At 60.6% G+C, this 15,900-nt stretch carries 23 protein-coding genes; 10 read left to right on the top strand and 13 right to left on the bottom strand.

Features of this window, described 5'->3' with window-relative positions; translation table 11 throughout:
- Nucleotides 1–241: 241 nt before the first annotated feature.
- The 5 genes from ROG8370_RS16060 to sdhC are packed head-to-tail and all read right to left on the bottom strand — an operon-like array spanning nucleotide 242 to nucleotide 3,938.
- Entirely contained in the window at nucleotides 242–1,021 is a 780-nt protein-coding gene (locus ROG8370_RS16060; RefSeq protein WP_085828184.1) for a succinate dehydrogenase iron-sulfur subunit, read from the bottom strand.
- Between the two features lie 15 nt (nucleotides 1,022–1,036).
- The gene (locus tag ROG8370_RS16055; RefSeq protein ID WP_085828183.1) at nucleotides 1,037–1,357 is read right to left on the bottom strand and encodes a succinate dehydrogenase; all 321 of its coding nucleotides are present in this window, start codon (nucleotides 1,355–1,357) and stop codon (nucleotides 1,037–1,039) included.
- On the bottom strand, nucleotides 1,357–3,162 hold the full coding sequence (gene sdhA / locus ROG8370_RS16050; RefSeq protein WP_085828182.1) for a succinate dehydrogenase flavoprotein subunit: 1,806 nt from the start codon (nucleotides 3,160–3,162) through the stop codon (nucleotides 1,357–1,359). The genes ROG8370_RS16055 and sdhA overlap by 1 nt, the downstream gene beginning before the upstream one ends.
- 10 nt (nucleotides 3,163–3,172) lie before the next feature.
- Nucleotides 3,173–3,544 carry a succinate dehydrogenase, hydrophobic membrane anchor protein gene (sdhD, locus tag ROG8370_RS16045; protein ID WP_085828181.1) on the bottom strand — a complete coding sequence of 124 codons (372 nt, stop codon included), beginning with the start codon at nucleotides 3,542–3,544 and terminating at the stop codon, nucleotides 3,173–3,175.
- Between the two features lie 10 nt (nucleotides 3,545–3,554).
- Nucleotides 3,555–3,938 (bottom strand): succinate dehydrogenase, cytochrome b556 subunit, encoded by a 384-nt coding sequence (gene sdhC, locus ROG8370_RS16040; protein ID WP_085828180.1) that lies wholly within the window; start codon nucleotides 3,936–3,938, stop codon nucleotides 3,555–3,557.
- Here sdhC and ROG8370_RS20645 point away from each other — a divergent pair.
- Entirely contained in the window at nucleotides 3,937–4,095 is a 159-nt protein-coding gene (locus ROG8370_RS20645; protein ID WP_170925273.1) for a hypothetical protein, read from the top strand. The genes sdhC and ROG8370_RS20645 overlap by 2 nt on opposite strands.
- Before the next feature lie 208 nt (nucleotides 4,096–4,303).
- Here the strand turns inward: ROG8370_RS20645 and ROG8370_RS16035 are convergent, their stop codons facing one another.
- From ROG8370_RS16035 to ROG8370_RS16010, 6 genes are all read right to left on the bottom strand, one after another.
- Nucleotides 4,304–4,864, bottom strand: a complete 561-nt coding sequence (locus ROG8370_RS16035; RefSeq protein WP_085828179.1) for a F0F1 ATP synthase subunit B — start codon at nucleotides 4,862–4,864, stop codon at nucleotides 4,304–4,306.
- A gap of 4 nt (nucleotides 4,865–4,868) precedes the next feature.
- Nucleotides 4,869–5,402, bottom strand: coding sequence for a F0F1 ATP synthase subunit B' (locus ROG8370_RS16030; RefSeq protein WP_085828178.1), 534 nt, complete (start codon nucleotides 5,400–5,402; stop codon nucleotides 4,869–4,871).
- Between the two features lie 87 nt (nucleotides 5,403–5,489).
- Nucleotides 5,490–5,726: a F0F1 ATP synthase subunit C gene (locus tag ROG8370_RS16025; protein WP_037248131.1), complete on the bottom strand. Its 237-nt coding sequence runs from the start codon at nucleotides 5,724–5,726 to the stop codon at nucleotides 5,490–5,492.
- Nucleotides 5,727–5,854: 128 nt separating this feature from the next.
- Nucleotides 5,855–6,637 carry a F0F1 ATP synthase subunit A gene (locus tag ROG8370_RS16020; protein WP_085828177.1) on the bottom strand — a complete coding sequence of 261 codons (783 nt, stop codon included), beginning with the start codon at nucleotides 6,635–6,637 and terminating at the stop codon, nucleotides 5,855–5,857.
- Nucleotides 6,627–6,989 (bottom strand): AtpZ/AtpI family protein, encoded by a 363-nt coding sequence (locus tag ROG8370_RS16015; RefSeq protein ID WP_085828189.1) that lies wholly within the window; start codon nucleotides 6,987–6,989, stop codon nucleotides 6,627–6,629. The genes ROG8370_RS16020 and ROG8370_RS16015 overlap by 11 nt, the downstream gene beginning before the upstream one ends.
- A 266-nt stretch (nucleotides 6,990–7,255) precedes the next feature.
- Nucleotides 7,256–7,669, bottom strand: a complete 414-nt coding sequence (locus ROG8370_RS16010) for a universal stress protein (protein ID WP_085828176.1) — start codon at nucleotides 7,667–7,669, stop codon at nucleotides 7,256–7,258.
- 188 nt (nucleotides 7,670–7,857) lie between these two features.
- Here ROG8370_RS16010 and ROG8370_RS16005 point away from each other — a divergent pair, with 188 nt between their 5' ends.
- Complete coding sequence (locus tag ROG8370_RS16005; RefSeq protein ID WP_085828188.1) at nucleotides 7,858–8,193, top strand: ArsR/SmtB family transcription factor; 336 nt, start codon at nucleotides 7,858–7,860, stop codon at nucleotides 8,191–8,193.
- The gene (locus ROG8370_RS16000; protein WP_170925272.1) at nucleotides 8,183–9,166 is read left to right on the top strand and encodes a glycosyltransferase family 61 protein; all 984 of its coding nucleotides are present in this window, start codon (nucleotides 8,183–8,185) and stop codon (nucleotides 9,164–9,166) included. The genes ROG8370_RS16005 and ROG8370_RS16000 overlap by 11 nt, the downstream gene beginning before the upstream one ends.
- On the opposite strand, the gene ROG8370_RS15995 is transcribed toward ROG8370_RS16000, so the two are convergent.
- Both ROG8370_RS15995 and ROG8370_RS15990 read right to left on the bottom strand, forming a co-directional pair.
- Nucleotides 9,159–10,052 (bottom strand): DMT family transporter, encoded by an 894-nt coding sequence (locus ROG8370_RS15995; RefSeq protein ID WP_085828174.1) that lies wholly within the window; start codon nucleotides 10,050–10,052, stop codon nucleotides 9,159–9,161. The genes ROG8370_RS16000 and ROG8370_RS15995 overlap by 8 nt on opposite strands.
- Nucleotides 10,049–10,930: a LysR family transcriptional regulator gene (locus ROG8370_RS15990; RefSeq protein ID WP_085828173.1), complete on the bottom strand. Its 882-nt coding sequence runs from the start codon at nucleotides 10,928–10,930 to the stop codon at nucleotides 10,049–10,051. Before ROG8370_RS15990 ends, ROG8370_RS15995 begins: the two co-directional genes overlap by 4 nt.
- A gap of 180 nt (nucleotides 10,931–11,110) precedes the next feature.
- On the opposite strand from ROG8370_RS15990, the gene ROG8370_RS15985 reads away from it, so the two are divergent.
- The 7 genes from ROG8370_RS15985 to bluB all read left to right on the top strand — a co-directional run bounded on the left by ROG8370_RS15985 (nucleotide 11,111) and on the right by bluB (nucleotide 15,892).
- The gene (locus ROG8370_RS15985) at nucleotides 11,111–11,617 is read left to right on the top strand and encodes a hypothetical protein (protein ID WP_085828172.1); all 507 of its coding nucleotides are present in this window, start codon (nucleotides 11,111–11,113) and stop codon (nucleotides 11,615–11,617) included.
- A 206-nt stretch (nucleotides 11,618–11,823) separates the two neighbouring features.
- Nucleotides 11,824–13,329: a signal recognition particle protein gene (gene ffh / locus ROG8370_RS15980; RefSeq protein WP_085828171.1), complete on the top strand. Its 1,506-nt coding sequence runs from the start codon at nucleotides 11,824–11,826 to the stop codon at nucleotides 13,327–13,329.
- A gap of 4 nt (nucleotides 13,330–13,333) precedes the next feature.
- Nucleotides 13,334–13,903, top strand: a complete 570-nt coding sequence (locus ROG8370_RS15975) for a GNAT family N-acetyltransferase (RefSeq protein ID WP_085828170.1) — start codon at nucleotides 13,334–13,336, stop codon at nucleotides 13,901–13,903.
- Nucleotides 13,900–14,505, top strand: coding sequence for a GNAT family N-acetyltransferase (locus ROG8370_RS15970; protein WP_085828169.1), 606 nt, complete (start codon nucleotides 13,900–13,902; stop codon nucleotides 14,503–14,505). Before ROG8370_RS15975 ends, ROG8370_RS15970 begins: the two co-directional genes overlap by 4 nt.
- Nucleotides 14,498–14,794, top strand: coding sequence for a chorismate mutase (locus tag ROG8370_RS15965; protein ID WP_085828168.1), 297 nt, complete (start codon nucleotides 14,498–14,500; stop codon nucleotides 14,792–14,794). Before ROG8370_RS15970 ends, ROG8370_RS15965 begins: the two co-directional genes overlap by 8 nt.
- A gap of 48 nt (nucleotides 14,795–14,842) precedes the next feature.
- Nucleotides 14,843–15,244 (top strand): 30S ribosomal protein S16, encoded by a 402-nt coding sequence (gene rpsP, locus ROG8370_RS15960; RefSeq protein ID WP_085828167.1) that lies wholly within the window; start codon nucleotides 14,843–14,845, stop codon nucleotides 15,242–15,244.
- 18 nt (nucleotides 15,245–15,262) lie between these two features.
- Nucleotides 15,263–15,892 carry a 5,6-dimethylbenzimidazole synthase gene (bluB, locus tag ROG8370_RS15955; protein WP_085828166.1) on the top strand — a complete coding sequence of 210 codons (630 nt, stop codon included), beginning with the start codon at nucleotides 15,263–15,265 and terminating at the stop codon, nucleotides 15,890–15,892.
- The last annotated feature ends 8 nt before the right edge of the window (nucleotides 15,893–15,900 follow it).

Here is a 15,900-nt window from a genome sequence, read left to right as displayed (position 1 = left end):
TCCGCCTGCTTCAGGATCGTCATGATCTGAGCGTCGCTAAATCGTCCGTTCTTCATCGTAAATCTCCTCAGATATCTTGCCGAGAAAATTCTACTTTTGAACACCACTAATTTTGGGGGGGATTACCCCGCGATGCAGCATTTAACCACCAGTCCTGCACTCTCGCTATGCACTGCGCGCAAGGCAAAAGGCCCCGAGGTGTCCCCCGAGGCCTTTGAATAGCGGATCATGGTGCGGACATTTACACCGCGCGGTCTACCATCATCTTTTTGATCTCAGAGATCGCCTTGGCCGGATTAAGGCCCTTGGGGCAGGTCTTGGTGCAGTTCATGATCGTGTGACAGCGGTAGAGTTTGAAGGGATCCTCAAGCTCGTCCAGACGCTCGCCCGTGGCCTCATCGCGTGAATCGATGATCCAGCGATAGGCATGCAGCAAGGCGGCTGGCCCGAGATATTTGTCGCCATTCCACCAATAGCTTGGGCAGGATGTCGAACACGACGCGCACATCACGCATTCATAAAGCCCATCCAGCTTTTCGCGATCCTCGATCGACTGTCGCCATTCTTTTGCCGGGCGGTTGGTCTTGGTTTCAAGCCAGGGCATGATGCTGGCGTGCTGCGCATAAAAATGCGTCAGGTCCGGGATCAGGTCGCGCACCACCGGCATATGCGGCAGCGGATAGATTTTCACGTCGCCCTTGACCTCATCCATGCCGTAAATACAGGCCAGCGTGTTGATCCCGTCGATGTTCATCGCGCAAGACCCGCAAATCCCCTCGCGGCAGGACCGCCGGAAGGTCAGCGTCGGGTCGATCTCGTTCTTGATCTTGATCAGCGCGTCCAGGATCATCGGCCCGCAGGTATCCATATCGACGAAATACGTGTCCACGCTCGGGTTTTTGCCGTCATCCGGCGTCCAGCGGTAAATCTGGAACTTGCGCAGATTGGTGGCGCCTTCCGGCTTGGGCCAGGTTTTGCCCGTCACCATGCGCGAATTCTTGGGAAGTCTGAATTGAACCATCTCGTCTACTCCTTCTCAGCCGCCCAGCAGGGTCAGGCTGTTTTGGGCAATACATTGCACGGCTTCGGGACGGCGGGCGATTTCGACCACCTGTTCCACCGTGGATTGGGTCACGCCGGTCACGCTTGCCCCGGCGATGGATATGATCTCGCTGGCCGAGGCCTGATCGATGATGCAATCGGTCACCGGCGCGGCATTGACGCCGGGAAAGCGGGTCTCGACCACGCCGTTGACCACACCCTTGGCCCGGTCGCGTGCCACCGTGTCGGCCGCCTGGTTCGCGACATCGCAGGCGGTCAATCCGACCAGAGCCACACATCCAAGCAAAACTCTCATCAGAACGTCCGCTCTTTCGGGGCAATGGTCTTGAGGCTGATACCGCCCTCGGCCTCGGTGGTCAGAGGCTCTGTGACAATCGGGCGATAGCTCAGGTCAACCTTTGCGCCATCAACATGCGAGATGGTGTGCACGCGCCATTTCTTGTCATCCCGCGTGCTGAAATCCTCATGCGCATGGGCGCCACGGCTTTCCTTGCGGGCCTCTGCGCCGTTGATCGTGGCAAGCGCGTTCGGCATTAGGTTGGTCAACTCAAGCGTTTCCATCAGGTCGCTGTTCCACACAAGGCTTCGGTCAGTGACCTGGATGTCATCCATCTTGGCGGCCACGGCCTGCATCTTGTCGACACCCTCGGCGAGGGTCTTCGAGGTGCGGAACACGGCGGCATCAGCCTGCATGGTTTTCTGCATCTCAAGGCGCAGTTCGGCGGTCGGCACGGCGCCCTTTGCGTTGCGCAGGGTGTCAAAGCGATCAAGCGCCTTGTCGACCTGTGCGGTATTCGTGGCCGGAACGGCAGTGTCGGGATCGACAACCTTGCCGGCACGAATGGCGGCGGCGCGGCCAAAGACCACAAGGTCGATCAGGCTATTGGAGCCAAGACGGTTCGCGCCATGCACCGAGGCACAGCCCGCCTCGCCGACGGCCATAAGGCCGGGCACGATCGCGGTCGGGTCTTTCTTGGTCGGGTTCAGAACCTCACCCCAATAGTTGGTCGGGATACCGCCCATGTTGTAATGCACCGTCGGCAGAACCGGGATCGGCTCCTTGTTGACATCCACACCGGCAAAGATGCGCGCGCTTTCCGAAATCCCCGGCAGGCGCAGCTTGAGCGCCTCGGGCGGCAGGTGGCTCAGGTTAAGGTGGATATGGTCGCCATCGGCGCCAACACCCCGGCCTTCGCGGATTTCCATGGTCATGCAGCGACTGACATAATCGCGCGGCGCGAGGTCTTTATAGTTGGGCGCATACCGCTCCATAAAGCGCTCGCCCTCGGAGTTCGTAAGATACCCGCCCTCGCCGCGCGCGCCCTCGGTGATAAGACAACCCGCGCCGAAAATGCCGGTCGGGTGGAATTGCACGAATTCCATATCCTGAAGCGGAAGACCCGCCCGCGCCACCATCCCGCCACCGTCGCCGGTGCAGGTATGCGCCGATGTGGCGCTAAAGTAGGCGCGGCCATAGCCACCGGTGGCAAGCACGACGGTCTTGGCGTTGAACACATGGATCGTGCCATCGTCCAGCTTCCAGCAGACGACACCTGTGCAAGCGCCGTCATCCGACATGATCAGGTCAATGGCGAAATACTCGATATAGAATTCCGCGTTGTTCTTGAGGCTCTGACCATAAAGCGTGTGCAAAATGGCGTGGCCGGTGCGGTCGGCGGCGGCGCAGGTGCGCTGCACCGGGGGGCCTTCGCCGAATTCGGTGGTATGGCCGCCAAACGGACGCTGATAGATCTTGCCCGCTTCGGTGCGCGAGAACGGCACGCCGTAATGCTCAAGCTCGTAAACCGCCTTGGGCGCTTCGCGGGCGAGATATTCCATCGCGTCGGTATCACCAAGCCAGTCAGAACCCTTGACCGTGTCATACATATGCCACTGCCAACTGTCGGGACCCATGTTGCCAAGGCTTGCGGCGATGCCGCCCTGAGCCGCGACGGTGTGGCTCCGGGTTGGGAAGACCTTGGTCACACAGGCGGTGCGCAGGCCTTGCTCGGCCATCCCCAGGGTCGCGCGAAGCCCGGCGCCCCCGGCCCCCACTACAACGACGTCATAATCATGTGTTTCGTATTCGTAAGCGGCCATGGTCAATTCCTCAAAGCGCGATCTTGGCAAGGGCGAAAAGCCCGGTTGCGGTCAACGCGTAACATAGGGCTGTCACGCCGATGATCAGGGCCCGTCGCGTCGCACCCTTGCTATAATCTTCAATCATTGTCTGGGCGCCATTCTGGAAATGGCGCAGCCCCACGAACAGGACAAGCCCGGTCAGAATGGCCATGAACGGATGGGCAAAGGCATCAATCACCTCTTGGCGGGTGCCGCCAAGAGCACGGCCAAACAGGACAAGAAAGGTCGGCACCATGATGGCAAGGCCAACACCGCTGACCTTCATATGCCAGAAATGTTCGGTGCCAGTGCCGGCGGCGCCTTTGCCCTCGGCACGTTTACGATCGGTCAGATAACGCATGATAGCCTCCTCAGACCAGCAAAAGGGTGATGATGGTCAAAACGACCGAGCCGATGATCAGGCCCCAGCCAAGCTTTTCCGCCGTGGGGATATCCATCCCCTTGCCCGCATCGAAATAGAAGTGCCGAAGCCCGGCGAGGTAATGATACCAGATCGCCCAGAGCGAGAGCGTGAAGATCAGCTTGCCAAACCAAGAGGTGACAACCGCATCGGCAACGGCGAAATAGGCATCCGACGTCGAGGCCGCCAAAAGCCACCACACCATCAACAGCACCGCCACGATAAGACCATTGCCGGTGATCCGGGTCAGGATCGACGTGATCGAGGTCAATTGCGGGCGATAAATTTGCAGGTGTGGGGAAAGCGGGCGTTCAACCGGTTTGGTGTCAGCCATGGATGATCTCCTTCATGCATATGGCAAGCGCGGCGCAAGCATCGACGCGAGTTGTCCCTTTGTGAAATGTTTTAGCGCCGATGTCACCCGTTGGTCGCCAGAAAATCGCGCTTTGGGTACAATTGGCCGCAAAATTTTGCGCTTTGTGATCACGTAAATTATCGTGTGATCACATATGAGCAACCCAATACCCGGCGACTCGGCCCTGCCCTGCGTGATGCGCGGTTGGCCAATCCGACGGCGGCACCCAAAAAGGCAGGCCGCCTTTGCTCTTTGTGATCACAAATTTACGAAATCTTAATATTCAAAACCGAAAAGGCCCGGTCCGTTTCCGGTCCGGGCCTTTGCTTTGTTGTGAGCGGCACTTAGTGCAGCTTGGCGTTGACCTCGGCGATCGATGAGTCGATCAAAGAGTTGCCCTCTGCGGCTGTCATCTGCTTGGCGATGACATCCTTGGCCGCCGCAACCGCAATGCTGACCGCCTGATCACGCACTTCGCGGATGGCGCGGGACTCGGCAGAGCCGATCTGATCTTCGGCAGACTGCAAACGGCGTGCAATCGAGTCTTTCAGGTCTGCCTTGGCTTGATCGGCGGCAATGGCCGCTTCTTCCTTGGCATGGGCGACGATACGGTCGGCCTGTTCCTGAACCTCTTTTTGCTTGCGCTCATAGCTGGCCAGAAGGGTCTGGGCCTCTTCACGCAAAGAGCGGGCTTCATCAAGCTCGGCCTGAATGCCCTCGGCACGCTCATCAAGCTTTTTGCCAAGCATGCCCGGCACCTTGAGGTACACGAGAAAGCCGACAAAGATCAGGAATGAGATCAGAACGATGAAGTTGGTGTTCGCCAACGAGACAAAAGGCCCCGATGCCGCCAGCGCGGGGCTGGCAAGTGTGGCTGCGGCCAGAGTGGCTAGAATTTTCCGCATGCGATTACCCTTTCATCCGGGCGGTCACAGCCGCGGTTACAGTGCGCTTGTCGGCCTTGCCGCCAAGAGCAGCAACGATTTCACCAGTGGTGTCGTTGGCAACCTCTTTGACGCTTTCAAGAGCGTTGGCGCGAATCTCGGCGATTTTCTTCTCGCCCTCGGCGGTCTTTGCCGCGATTTCTGCGTCAGCCTTGGCAATTGCCTTGTCGAGGTCGGCTTTGATCTCGGCCTTGGCCTCGTTGACGATGGTCTGTGCCTCGCCGCGGGCATCGGCCAGAGCCTTGTTATAGGCCTCTTCGGCCTCAACCGCTTTGGCCTTGAGGTCTTCGGCGGCTGCAAGGTCATTGGTAATGGTGCCATGACGCTCAGCCAGCACAGCCGCAATCCGCGGAAGCGCAATGCGCGACAGGACAAAATAGATCACGACAAGCGTGACCAGAAGCCAGAAAATCTGGTTGCCGAAGTGATCGAAATTCAGCTGCGGCAACCCCGGCGCGGATGCGGCGGCGTCAGCGGCGTTGTGCGTTTCGCTTGCCATGTCGTTCTCCTAAGGGAAAGTTCCGTGCACCGGGCGGCGACAACAATGCGCCGCCCCCCGGTCGAAAGGATCAGCTACCCGAGAGTCTTAGACAGCGAACATGAGCAGAAGCGCGACGAGGAACGAGAAGATCCCCAGAGCTTCGGCAAATGCGATACCGATGAACAGTGTCGCGGTCTGGCCAGCAGCGGCCGAAGGGTTACGCAGAGCGCCCGCAAGGAAGTTGCCGGCCACGTGACCCACACCAAGAGCCGCGCCACCCATGCCTGTGCATGCGAGGCCTGCGCCGATGTAGGCACCCATTTGTACGATATCGCCTTCCATGTGATTTCTCCTTAAGTTGGAATTGGCATTGATCAGTCGGTCGTGAGGCAGGCGAACCCGCCGTCGTTTCGCAGCAGGATCAGACCTGCCGGGTTGTTTCGCAGGGTGGGTGAAACCCACCGTATCCCTTAGTGGCTCGGATGCAGCGCATCCTTGAGATAGACACAGGTCAGGATGGTAAAGACATAGGCCTGAATGAAGGCCACAAGCACCTCAAGCGCATAGATCGTCGAGATCGCCAGGATCGACAGCGGCGTGACCACAAGGCCGATACCGGTCGAGATCAGGATCATCGGCGCGAAGGCCGCGAAGACTTTGACCACGGCGTGACCGGCCATCATGTTGCCTGCAAGACGGATGGAATGGCTGACGGGGCGCACGAAGTAGGAAATCACCTCGATAAGCGCCAGCACCGGGCGCAGCGCCAAGGGCGCCGAGCTTACCCAGAACAGGCCGAGAAAGCCAAAGCCGTGCTTGACGAAACCCACGACGGTTACGGTCAGGAACACCATCACCGCCATCACAGCCGTCACCGCGATATGGCTCGTGGTAGTGAATGCCATCGGCAGAAGGCCGAGGAAGTTCGCGAAGAGAATGAACAGGAACAGCGTCATGATGTAAGGAAAGAAAACCAGTGCATCCTTGCCGGCAACGTCCTCGACCATCTTGCGGATGAAATCATAGATCAGCTCGGCAACCGACTGAACCCGGCTCGGGATCGTGGCGCGCCCGGAGGTGCCCAGAACCAGAAGCGCAAAGATCGCCAGAACGGTCAGCGCCATCCACAATGTCACATTGGTCAGCGTGAAAAGGCCAACCGGCCCGTCACCAAACAGCGGTTTGACGATGAACTGATCCATCGGGTGAAATACCAGACCGCCTTGATCGGCACCATGCGTTTCAGTCGCCATTTTTTGCCCTCTCATCGGCGCCCTTTTCGGGCGCATTGTCGCTGGCCGTACCGGCCATATTCTTTTCCTGTAGCTCGGCCGCACTTCGCATCATCGTTTTGACGCCGGCCGCCAGACCCAGCAGTGTAAACAGCACAAGGAAAATCGGGAGCGTCCCGAACAGGCTGTCGAGCCCGTACCCTATGCCAAAGCCGATCAACAGACCGGCAACAAGTTCGATCACCATCCGCCAGGCGAGATTTGCCTGAGAATAATGCTCCTCCTGATGAGACTTCGGCGCGTCCTTGGCTTTGAGCCGGTTGATCCTCGCCTCAAGCTGCGCAAGTCGCTCTGCCTGATCGGGATCTGTCACGCCGTTGCCCCTCAATTCGGTTGCGCCTTTGCTATGCGGCGCCACCGCCCGAGTCAAGCGCCAGGCCGCAGCGCAGAAAAACAACGCAACCGTTTGTTTTATTGAGTATTTTTTGAACAATGAAAGGCGCGTGCGATTCCGCCGCAGGGCCTGTTTCGCGCCGCAGGGGCGCTTTGGCTATATTCAACCAGATGGTTGAGCTTTTTTCAGGGTACTGGCGCGCCGGGCCGACGGGTCACCGAAACCGGCCCGGCGCGCAAAGGCCCTTATCGAATGATGAAGACCGAAACCTTGGCATGCTGGGCGATATAGCCGCCATGCGAGCTGAAGATGTGTTCAAGGATACCGGGCACATGGCTTGCCATGATCACAAGATCTGCCCCGGTGCTCTCGATCGCTTTCATCAGCGCCGAGGTGGTTTCGACCTCGGGGTCGTGACTGATGATGGTCTCGGCCTCGACCTCGACCCCGAATTTGTCACGCAGGCCCTTGGCGAAATCCTGAACGGTCTCGGTAAACTCGCCCGAGTTATGGCCAAGCTCATTCGGCAATTCGCCACCCACGCTGACCACCTTGATCACCGCGCCGTAGCGCTTGGCCATATCGCCCGCCGCATCAAGTGCCTTGGACAGCGTATCTTTATGAACCAGATCGACGGGAACCATGATTGTTGAAAACATAATGAATCCTTTCGCGTTTCCTGTTGTTGCGTCACGATCCTAAACCGGCGGCTGACCCTTAGCTTTGTCACAGATCAACCCGTGTTTGCGGCCAAATGAGCCGAAAAAGCCACACTTGCCGCGCCCGGCCGATGCGCAGCGCGCGCATAAGCGTTGACGCCGGGCAGTTGGTTGGGCTTAACAAGATCATGGATAAATCGCAGGCACTTGATACCGTTTTTGCCGCCCTCGGCGACCCGACCCGCCGCGCGATTCTGTCGATGCTGCTCGAGGATGACATGGCCGTGACCGATGTCGCCGATCCCTTCGAGATGAGCCTTGCCGCGATTTCCAAGCACCTCAACATCCTCAGCCGCGCGGGCCTTATCAGCCAGGAGCGGCGCGGGCGTGTGAAATGGTGCAAGCTGGAACCCGACGCGCTACGCGATGCCAGCATCTGGATGCAGGGCTTTGGCCAGTTCGAGGCGATCAATCTTGACGCTTTTGAAAGGTTCCTGCGCACAGAATTGCCCGATGATATCTGACGCAAGACACCTGCCCGAGGCCCGGATTGACGTGCTCAAGGGCGCGGTCGTCATGCCAATGACCGCTGATACAGGCCACGCCTGTGGTGTGATGAAGGAATGTGGCGAGGCGGTCGCTCAGGCGCGCACCCTGTTGTCGGGCGGACGGTTCACGCCGGACCCTGATGCGCCCGACGGACCGGTTGCGCATCTGCCGGGTCGCTGGCTTTATGCCGGGGTCGGGCGGCATCATTTCGGTCATTTCCTGCTGGAATGCATCAGCCGCCTCTGGGCGCTTGATCACACCGAGGGGCCGTTTGACGGGATCATCCTCATCCCGATGCATGGCCGCGATATCGCGGCGGTGATCCGGCGCCGCCTTGGCCCGCTTCTCGATATCCTCGGACAGGGCTTGCCGGTGCATCTAGCGACAGAGCCGGTTCAGGTTGATGAATTGGTGGTGCCAAGCCAGGGCATGGGGCATATGCACTGGACCTGCGGCACCCCCGAATTTCGCAGCTATGTGCGCCAGCATCTTTGCGCCGCGTTGACGCCCGAGGGGCCGGACAAACTCTATATCTCGCGGCGGCGGTTGAAAAACCCGGCCCAGCAGGTGCCGCATGAACAGCAAATCGAACGCTGGCTCTCGGCGGCGGGCTATACGATCTTTCACCCCGAGCGCCACCCGATTGCCGTGCAATGCCAACGCTACATGGCCGCGCATGACATTGTCGGCCCCGATGGCTCGGCCTTTCATCTTGCGCCCTTCGTGATGCCGATTGGTGCGCGGGTCGGCCTTATCCAGCGGCGCACGCGCCAGCCCGCCTTTGATGCCATCGCGCGCCAGATCACCAGCTTTGCCAAGGCCGACCTCTGGACCAACGCGGCCCTGTCGCAGATGGCCAGCGACCCGCAACCAAGCGAGCGCGAAAGCGCGATGCCACCGGAGATGCGTCAATTGCGGCTCGATCTGAAAAAGGCCGGGTTTATCTGAGAACGGCGGTTTCGTCCTTGAGCAACAGGAACAGCGCCACAACCGTCAACCCAATCCCCGCCAGCATAAGCCCGCCCGGCACCGGATGGCCAAGCGCCACCTGCCAGCATATCACCCAAGAGGGCGTGAGATAGGTATAGGCCATCACCTTGGCGCTTGGCAGGTGCAGGCTTGCGTATTGCAACAACACAAAGGTCAGGGCGGTGGCAAACACCGCCGTATAGATCAGCGTGATCCACACGATCCCCGGCAAAGCCGCCCAATCGGTCGCCGCGATATCGGACCAGCCCGCCAGCGTGATCAACCCCGCCGCCGCCAGCATGGTGCCAAAGGAAAACGCCACCGGACGCTCGCCGCGATTAAGCAGGCGCACCAGCGGCGTATAGATCGCATGCGCCGCGCAGCCCCAGAAATAGATCACCTCGCCGCGCCCGACCTCGAACGCGATCAAGGCGCCAAGATCGGCGCGAAAGATCACCCAGAGCGCGCCCATCGCCCCGATCGCCAGGGCAAGCGCCATGCGCGGCGTGGTGATCTGGCGCAGCATGACATAGCCCGCCAGCCCCGCCATCACCGGCGTCAGGGTAAACACCGCCGCCGCCGACACCGGCGGCGCGGTTTTCAGCCCCTCGAACATCAGCACGAAATAGAGGCCCATCGCCCCGCCAAGCAGCAAATACCGCCAGGGCGCGCGCCATGTGCTGCGTGGGATGCCGGTGGTCATCGCCGCCCCGGCCCCGACGATCATCGCCGCCAGCACAAAGCGCGGCGCATTAAGAGCCGCCGGCGCGATATGCCCCGCCGCCATCGAGCCAAGCGCGAAAGACCCCGCAACAAGCGCCGAAAACGCCAACATCGCAAGATGCCCGCGCGCGGCAGGAGTCATTCGGGCTGCCAGGCTTTGGAATGGTCCTTGAGAAAGGCCAGAAACGCCTGAACCTTGGTGGTGCGATGCAGATCCATATGCGTCACAAGCCAGAGCGGCGCGGCCCATTCCGGCTTGGGCGGTACAACCTGCACAAGCCCCTCGACCTCGGCGGCCTGCAGCACCGAGGTAAAGCCGATGCCCGCCCCGCTCAGGATCGCGCGGCGTTGCGCATGCACGTCGCCGCTTTTGAAGATGATATTCTCGGCGGGCACGTTTTCCTGCATCCAGCGGGCAAAGGGCGCGCGGCTTTTGGGGTCATCGGCGCCGATAAAACGATGCGTGCCAAAATCCTTGCACGACTCTGGCAGGCCATGGCGTGCCACATAGGCCTCGCTGGCGAAAAGCGTGAATTCCTGGCGGAAAAACGGCTGGACCACATTGTCGGGCTGATCGGGCACCGCGCCCGCGCGCACCGCCACATGTGCCTCGCCATATTCAAGCCGGAACAGGCGGTCGCCGGTCAGATAGCGCACGGTCAGACCCGGATAGGCATCCTGAAACGCCGACAGCACCGGCACCAGCAAATGACTTAACCCGCCAATCGAGGTGACGACCAGTTCGCCGGACACCTCGTTGCCGCGCCCTTTGATCCGCCCGGCCAGCTGGCTGAACTGATCATCGGTGGCCTGCGCGACGCGCAACAGATCGCTGCCCGCCTCGGTCGGGGTATAGCCGCGCGCATGGCGCTGAAAAAGCTTGACGCCAAGGCGTTCCTCCAGCGCGTCAATGTGGCGGATCACCGTGGCGTGATGCACGCCAAGCACCTCTGCGGCGCCGCTGACCGTGCCAATGCGCGCGACGTTATAGGCGGTGCGCACTTCATCCCAATGTTCCATTGTTCTCTCTGTGCGTTAACTCACATCGCCCCCCGGCAACACGGTTGGGCGTTCGCATCTGTGGTAAAGCGCAAGGCCCATTCCCGCAACGGTAAAACGATTCTCGACTTTTTGACCTGACGCAATGCGCCATCGCTGTTTGGGGCGTAAAATGCACAGATATTGACTGGAGCGTCGAACATGCCAAGTCTCCTTATCCATGCCGCACGCGTGCTTCTGTTGGTATTGCTGTGCTCGCAAGGCAGCGAGGCGCAGGATCTCGACCCGCATCAGGTTTTTGAGGCAGAGTGCCTGTCGTGCCATGGTCATGCCGGGGCCTTTGCCCGCGCGAAGCTTCACCTTGACAGTGACACACCAATGACCTCGGGCGACAGGCCGGTTGCGGCGTTTCTCCGCTATCATCGCGGGGGCCAGCCAGAGCCCGCAATCCAGAGCCTTGTGGCGATGTTTCGCCAACAACTTTTGTCAGGCGGGTTATACAGTGGGCTAAATCAGCGTTGCCTGTTCTGTCATGACCGCGCCTATGATTTCGCCCGCCAGCGGCTTGTCCTGCGTGACGGCAAGCTTGTCGGGCGCTATAGCGGTCATGACATCGCCGCCTTTCTGCCCGGTCATGCCCGCCTGACCCCGTCCGAAGCCGCCCGGATGTATGCAACCTTCGAAAGCTTCTTGCTGCCGCCCCGCTAGGCCGTCGCGCAGAACCCAAGGCTTGACTCGTGCCATGGGCGCGCGTAAATGCCACCCAACCTCCGGAAGTTCAACGCTTCCGGTCCCTATGCCATTGTGCAGGGATCGCCCTCCGTCAGCGCGTTGCGCCCACGGGGGAGATTGGCATTTGCACCGTCCCTGCCTATTTTGGGGCTATTGATCAACTGCTCAAAGGAGCGCCTGAGATGTTTGAAAATCTGTCCGAACGCCTCTCCGGTGTCTTTGACCGGCTGACGAAGCAAGGCGCGCTGTCCGAAGAGGATGTGAAAACCGCCCTGCGCGAGGTGCGTGTGGCCCTGCTTGAGGCCGATGTGTCGCTGCCCGTGGCGCGCGATTTCGTCAAGGCGATTCAGGACAAGGCCACCGGTCAGGCGGTCACCAAATCCATCACCCCCGGCCAGCAGGTCGTCAAGATCGTGCATGACGCGCTGATCGACACGCTGCGCGGCTCGGATGATCCCGGTGCGCTGCGCATCGACAACCCGCCGGCCCCGATCCTGATGGTCGGCTTGCAAGGCTCGGGCAAGACAACCACCACCGCCAAGCTCGCCAAGCGCCTGAAAGAGCGCGAGGGCAAGCGCGTGCTGATGGCCTCGCTTGACGTGAACCGCCCGGCGGCGATGGAACAGCTGGAAATTCTCGGCCGTCAGATCGGGGTTGATACCCTGCCGATCGTCAAGGGCGAAGACCCGGTGGCGATTGCCAAACGCGCCAAGACCCAGGCCGCGATGGGCGGCTATGATGTCTATATCCTCGACACCGCCGGGCGTCTTCATATCGACACCGACCTGATCGCACAGGCCGCAGCCGTACGCGACGTGGCCAAGCCGCGCGAAACCCTGCTGGTGGTCGATGGTCTCACCGGTCAGGACGCAGTCAACGTGGCGACCGAATTTGACGACAAGATCGGCGTGACCGGCGTGATCCTGACCCGGATGGATGGTGACGGGCGCGGCGGTGCGGCCCTATCCATGCGCGCCGTCACCGGCAAGCCGATCCGCTTTGTCGGCCTCGGCGAAAAGCTCGACGCGCTTGAGACGTTTGAACCCGAACGCATCGCCGGGCGCATCCTTGGCATGGGCGACATCGTAAGCCTTGTCGAAAAGGCCCAAGCCACCATCGAGGCCGAACAGGCCGAGCGGATGATGAAGCGCTTTCAAAAGGGTCAGTTCAACATGAACGACCTCAAGATGCAGCTTGAACAGATGCAGAAGATGGGCGGCATGGAAGGCATGATGGGGATGATGCCCGGCATGGGCAAAATGGCCAAACAGGTGCAGGACGCCGGATTCGACGACAAGATCATCACCCGCCAGATCGCCCTCGTACAATCCATGACCAAGAAAGAGCGCGCCAATCCCGCCCTGCTTCAGGCCAGCCGCAAAAAGCGGATTGCGGCGGGGGCCGGTCTTGAGGTTTCCGAGCTGAACAAGCTTCTCAAGATGCACCGCCAGATGGCCGACATGATGAAGAAGATGGGCAAGGGTGGCATGCTCAAACAGGCCATGAAGGGCATGTTCAGCGGCAAAGGCGCCGCGGGCGGCATGCCCGACATGAACGACCCCAAAGCCATGGAAGAGGCCGCGCGCGCCATGGGCAGCAAACTGCCCGGTGGTTTGGGCGGTCTTGGTGGCATGGGCGGCGGCATGGGCCTTCCCCCGGGCCTGTCAGGCTTTGGGAAAAAGAAATAACACCATGAGCCTGACCCAAGCCCCCATCCTTGAAACCGAGCGCCTGATCCTGCGCGGCCCCGAGCCGCGCGATGTCGAGCCGCTGATCGCGTTTCTTCTGGATGAGACGCGCGCGGCCGGCTTTGGCGCCGCGCCCAACCGGGGCGAGGCCTGGCGCTGGTTCGCGTTGAACGTCGGACATTGGCATATCCACGGCTATGGCTATTTCAGCATCGAGATGAAAGACACCGGCGAGACCGCCGGCATCAGCGGCATCTGGAACCCCGAAGGCTGGCCCGAACCCGAGCTTGGCTGGGTCGTGTTTGACGGCTTTGAAGGCAAGGGCATCGCCCATGAGGCCGCCGACCGGGCGCGCCGCTATGCCTATCAGGATCTCGGCTTCACCACGCTCACCTCGAACATCGTGCCGGGCAACACCCGCTCGGTCGCGCTTGCAGAACGGCTTGGCGCATGGTTCGAGCGCGAATATGAAAACATCCACATGGGCCACGATCTTTTGTATCGCCACCCCGGACCGGGTGACCTGTTCGAGCGTGACGCAGACGATGACGGCTCGGTCGAGGCCTACGCATGACCCTGTCGCGCATCCCCACCATAGAGACGCGCCGCCTCGTGCTTCGCGGGCCCACGCCCGAGGATTACCCCGATTTCAAGGCGACGTTCAGCTCGTATCGCTCGCGCTTCATGGGCGGGCCGCTGAACAAATACGAGGCATGGATGCTCTATGCCGCCGAGATCGGACATTGGGAAATCCGCGGCTTTGGCATGTGGATGATCCACGACAAAGACAGTGACGCGACGCTTGGAATGGCCGGCGGTTGGTTTCCTGCCGCATGGCCCGAACGCGAAATCGCCTGGATCATCTGGCCCGACAAGGCCGGTCACGGCTATGCGCTTGAGGCGACCAATGCCGTGCGCCGTCATTTTTATGAAACGCAGGGCTGGGACAGCGCGGTAAGCTATATCGACCCCAAGAACCTTGACAGCATACGCCTTGCCGAACGCCTTGGCGCGGTCAAGGACAGGGACGCGGCGACCATCGACGGAAATGACGCCGTCTATCGCCATCCCTCACCCGAGCGCCTGAAATCCGGCCAGATCGCCGACGGGATCGAGCTTGAGATCAACCATTACTGCGACCCGCTTTTCAAACCGAAAGGGATGCCCCTTGACTGATCAAAGCACCCGCGCCGCCGCGCTCCTGAAAGGCCACCGCGAGTCGATCGACCGGCTTGACGCGATCCTTGTCTATACTCTTGGGGAGCGCTTCAAGCACACCCAGGCGGTTGGCCGTCTTAAGGCCGAACACGACCTTCCCCCGTCCGATCCCGCCCGCGAAGCGGCCCAGATCGCGCGGCTCGAAGACCTGGCACATCAGGCCGATCTTGACCCTGAATTTGCCAAAAAGTTTCTCAACTTCATCATCGCTGAAGTGATCCGACACCATCAACAACACCAATCGTAAGGCGGCACAAACGCCCCCTGACCCACGCCATTCAAAGGAGAACACCACATGGCTATGAAAATTCGTCTCGCCCGCGGCGGCAGCAAAAAGCGCCCCTTCTATCGCATCGTAGCGGCCGACAGCCGCATGCCGCGCGATGGCCGTTTCATCGAGAAACTGGGCACCTACAACCCGCTTCTGGCAAAAGACAGCGAAGAGCGCGTGAAAATGGACATCGAGCGCATCCAGCACTGGATCGCCCAGGGCGCCCAGCCCACCGACCGCGTCAGCCGCATGCTTGAAGCTGCCGGTGTTGTGCCGAAAACCGAGCGTGCCAACCTGAAAAAAGGCACCCCCGGCAAGAAAGCCCAGGACCGCGCAGAAGAGAAAGCCGCGAAAGCGGCCGCCGCTGCCGAAGCTGCTGCTGCCCCGGCCGAAGAGCCCGCCGCAGAGGCCGGTGCAGAAGAGTAAGACAGGGATATCGCTGGAATGTCAGGCTTTTCCCAAGACTTCCAGAACGACCTGCTTGATCTCATGCGGTGGCGGCGCGATGTGCGCCGCTTCCGCCCAGATCCGGTGGACGAGGCACTCTTGCAAGAGTGTCTCGCCACCTTTCAGCTTGCGCCCTCGGTGGGCCTGTCTGAACCTTGGCGCGTGATCCATGTGCAAAGCGATAGCGCGCGCGCAGCCGCCCTTGCCAATTTCAAGGCGGCCAACCAACAGGCTCTTGAGGGGTATAGCGGCGAAAAAGCCAGCCTTTACAGTGGCCTGAAACTGTCCGGCATGCAGGAATCGCCGGTTCAGCTTGCCATCTATTGCGACGACAGCACAGCCAAGGGTGCGGGCCTTGGGGCGGGCACAATGCCCGAAACCCGGCGCTATTCCGTGGTCGGCGCAATCACCCATTTCTGGCTTGCGGCGCGGGCGCGCGGGCTTGGCGTCGGCTGGGTCTCGATCCTTGATCCGGCGCAACTGGACCACGATCTGGCCATACCCGAAGGGTGGTCGCTGGTGGCCTATCTCTGCGTCGGCTGGCCCGAAACCGACAATGACACGCCCGAGCTTGAATTGGCAGGCTGGGAAACCCGCCAGACCGATCTGATTATCGAGACCCGCTAAATGATTTT

It is taken from the genome of Roseovarius gaetbuli, from assembly GCF_900172365.1.
GTDB classification, from domain to species: Bacteria; Pseudomonadota; Alphaproteobacteria; order Rhodobacterales; family Rhodobacteraceae; genus Roseovarius; species Roseovarius gaetbuli.
The sequence above is the reverse complement of the archived record's forward strand: the minus strand, read 5'-3'. Positions and strand labels throughout refer to the sequence as shown.

What these genes read in the sequence shown, in the direction of transcription:
- ROG8370_RS15995 (WP_085828174.1), bottom strand. Translation starts at nt 10,052, where the DNA reads ATGACTCCTGCCGCGCGCGGGCATCTTGCGATGTTGGCGTTTTCGGCG.
- ROG8370_RS15975 (WP_085828170.1), top strand. Translation starts at nt 13,334, where the DNA reads ATGAGCCTGACCCAAGCCCCCATCCTTGAAACCGAGCGCCTGATCCTG.
- ROG8370_RS16005 (WP_085828188.1), top strand. Translation starts at nt 7,858, where the DNA reads ATGGATAAATCGCAGGCACTTGATACCGTTTTTGCCGCCCTCGGCGAC.
- ffh (WP_085828171.1), top strand. Translation starts at nt 11,824, where the DNA reads ATGTTTGAAAATCTGTCCGAACGCCTCTCCGGTGTCTTTGACCGGCTG.
- ROG8370_RS16035 (WP_085828179.1), bottom strand. Translation starts at nt 4,864, where the DNA reads ATGCGGAAAATTCTAGCCACTCTGGCCGCAGCCACACTTGCCAGCCCC.
- sdhC (WP_085828180.1), bottom strand. Translation starts at nt 3,938, where the DNA reads ATGGCTGACACCAAACCGGTTGAACGCCCGCTTTCCCCACACCTGCAA.
- rpsP (WP_085828167.1), top strand. Translation starts at nt 14,843, where the DNA reads ATGGCTATGAAAATTCGTCTCGCCCGCGGCGGCAGCAAAAAGCGCCCC.
- sdhA (WP_085828182.1), bottom strand. Translation starts at nt 3,162, where the DNA reads ATGGCCGCTTACGAATACGAAACACATGATTATGACGTCGTTGTAGTG.
- ROG8370_RS16000 (WP_170925272.1), top strand. Translation starts at nt 8,183, where the DNA reads ATGATATCTGACGCAAGACACCTGCCCGAGGCCCGGATTGACGTGCTC.
- ROG8370_RS16055 (WP_085828183.1), bottom strand. Translation starts at nt 1,357, where the DNA reads ATGAGAGTTTTGCTTGGATGTGTGGCTCTGGTCGGATTGACCGCCTGC.
- ROG8370_RS16025 (WP_037248131.1), bottom strand. Translation starts at nt 5,726, where the DNA reads ATGGAAGGCGATATCGTACAAATGGGTGCCTACATCGGCGCAGGCCTC.
- ROG8370_RS16010 (WP_085828176.1), bottom strand. Translation starts at nt 7,669, where the DNA reads ATGTTTTCAACAATCATGGTTCCCGTCGATCTGGTTCATAAAGATACG.
- ROG8370_RS16060 (WP_085828184.1), bottom strand. Translation starts at nt 1,021, where the DNA reads ATGGTTCAATTCAGACTTCCCAAGAATTCGCGCATGGTGACGGGCAAA.
- ROG8370_RS15990 (WP_085828173.1), bottom strand. Translation starts at nt 10,930, where the DNA reads ATGGAACATTGGGATGAAGTGCGCACCGCCTATAACGTCGCGCGCATT.
- ROG8370_RS15970 (WP_085828169.1), top strand. Translation starts at nt 13,900, where the DNA reads ATGACCCTGTCGCGCATCCCCACCATAGAGACGCGCCGCCTCGTGCTT.
- ROG8370_RS15985 (WP_085828172.1), top strand. Translation starts at nt 11,111, where the DNA reads ATGCCAAGTCTCCTTATCCATGCCGCACGCGTGCTTCTGTTGGTATTG.
- sdhD (WP_085828181.1), bottom strand. Translation starts at nt 3,544, where the DNA reads ATGCGTTATCTGACCGATCGTAAACGTGCCGAGGGCAAAGGCGCCGCC.
- ROG8370_RS20645 (WP_170925273.1), top strand. Translation starts at nt 3,937, where the DNA reads ATGGATGATCTCCTTCATGCATATGGCAAGCGCGGCGCAAGCATCGAC.
- bluB (WP_085828166.1), top strand. Translation starts at nt 15,263, where the DNA reads ATGTCAGGCTTTTCCCAAGACTTCCAGAACGACCTGCTTGATCTCATG.
- ROG8370_RS16020 (WP_085828177.1), bottom strand. Translation starts at nt 6,637, where the DNA reads ATGGCGACTGAAACGCATGGTGCCGATCAAGGCGGTCTGGTATTTCAC.
- ROG8370_RS16030 (WP_085828178.1), bottom strand. Translation starts at nt 5,402, where the DNA reads ATGGCAAGCGAAACGCACAACGCCGCTGACGCCGCCGCATCCGCGCCG.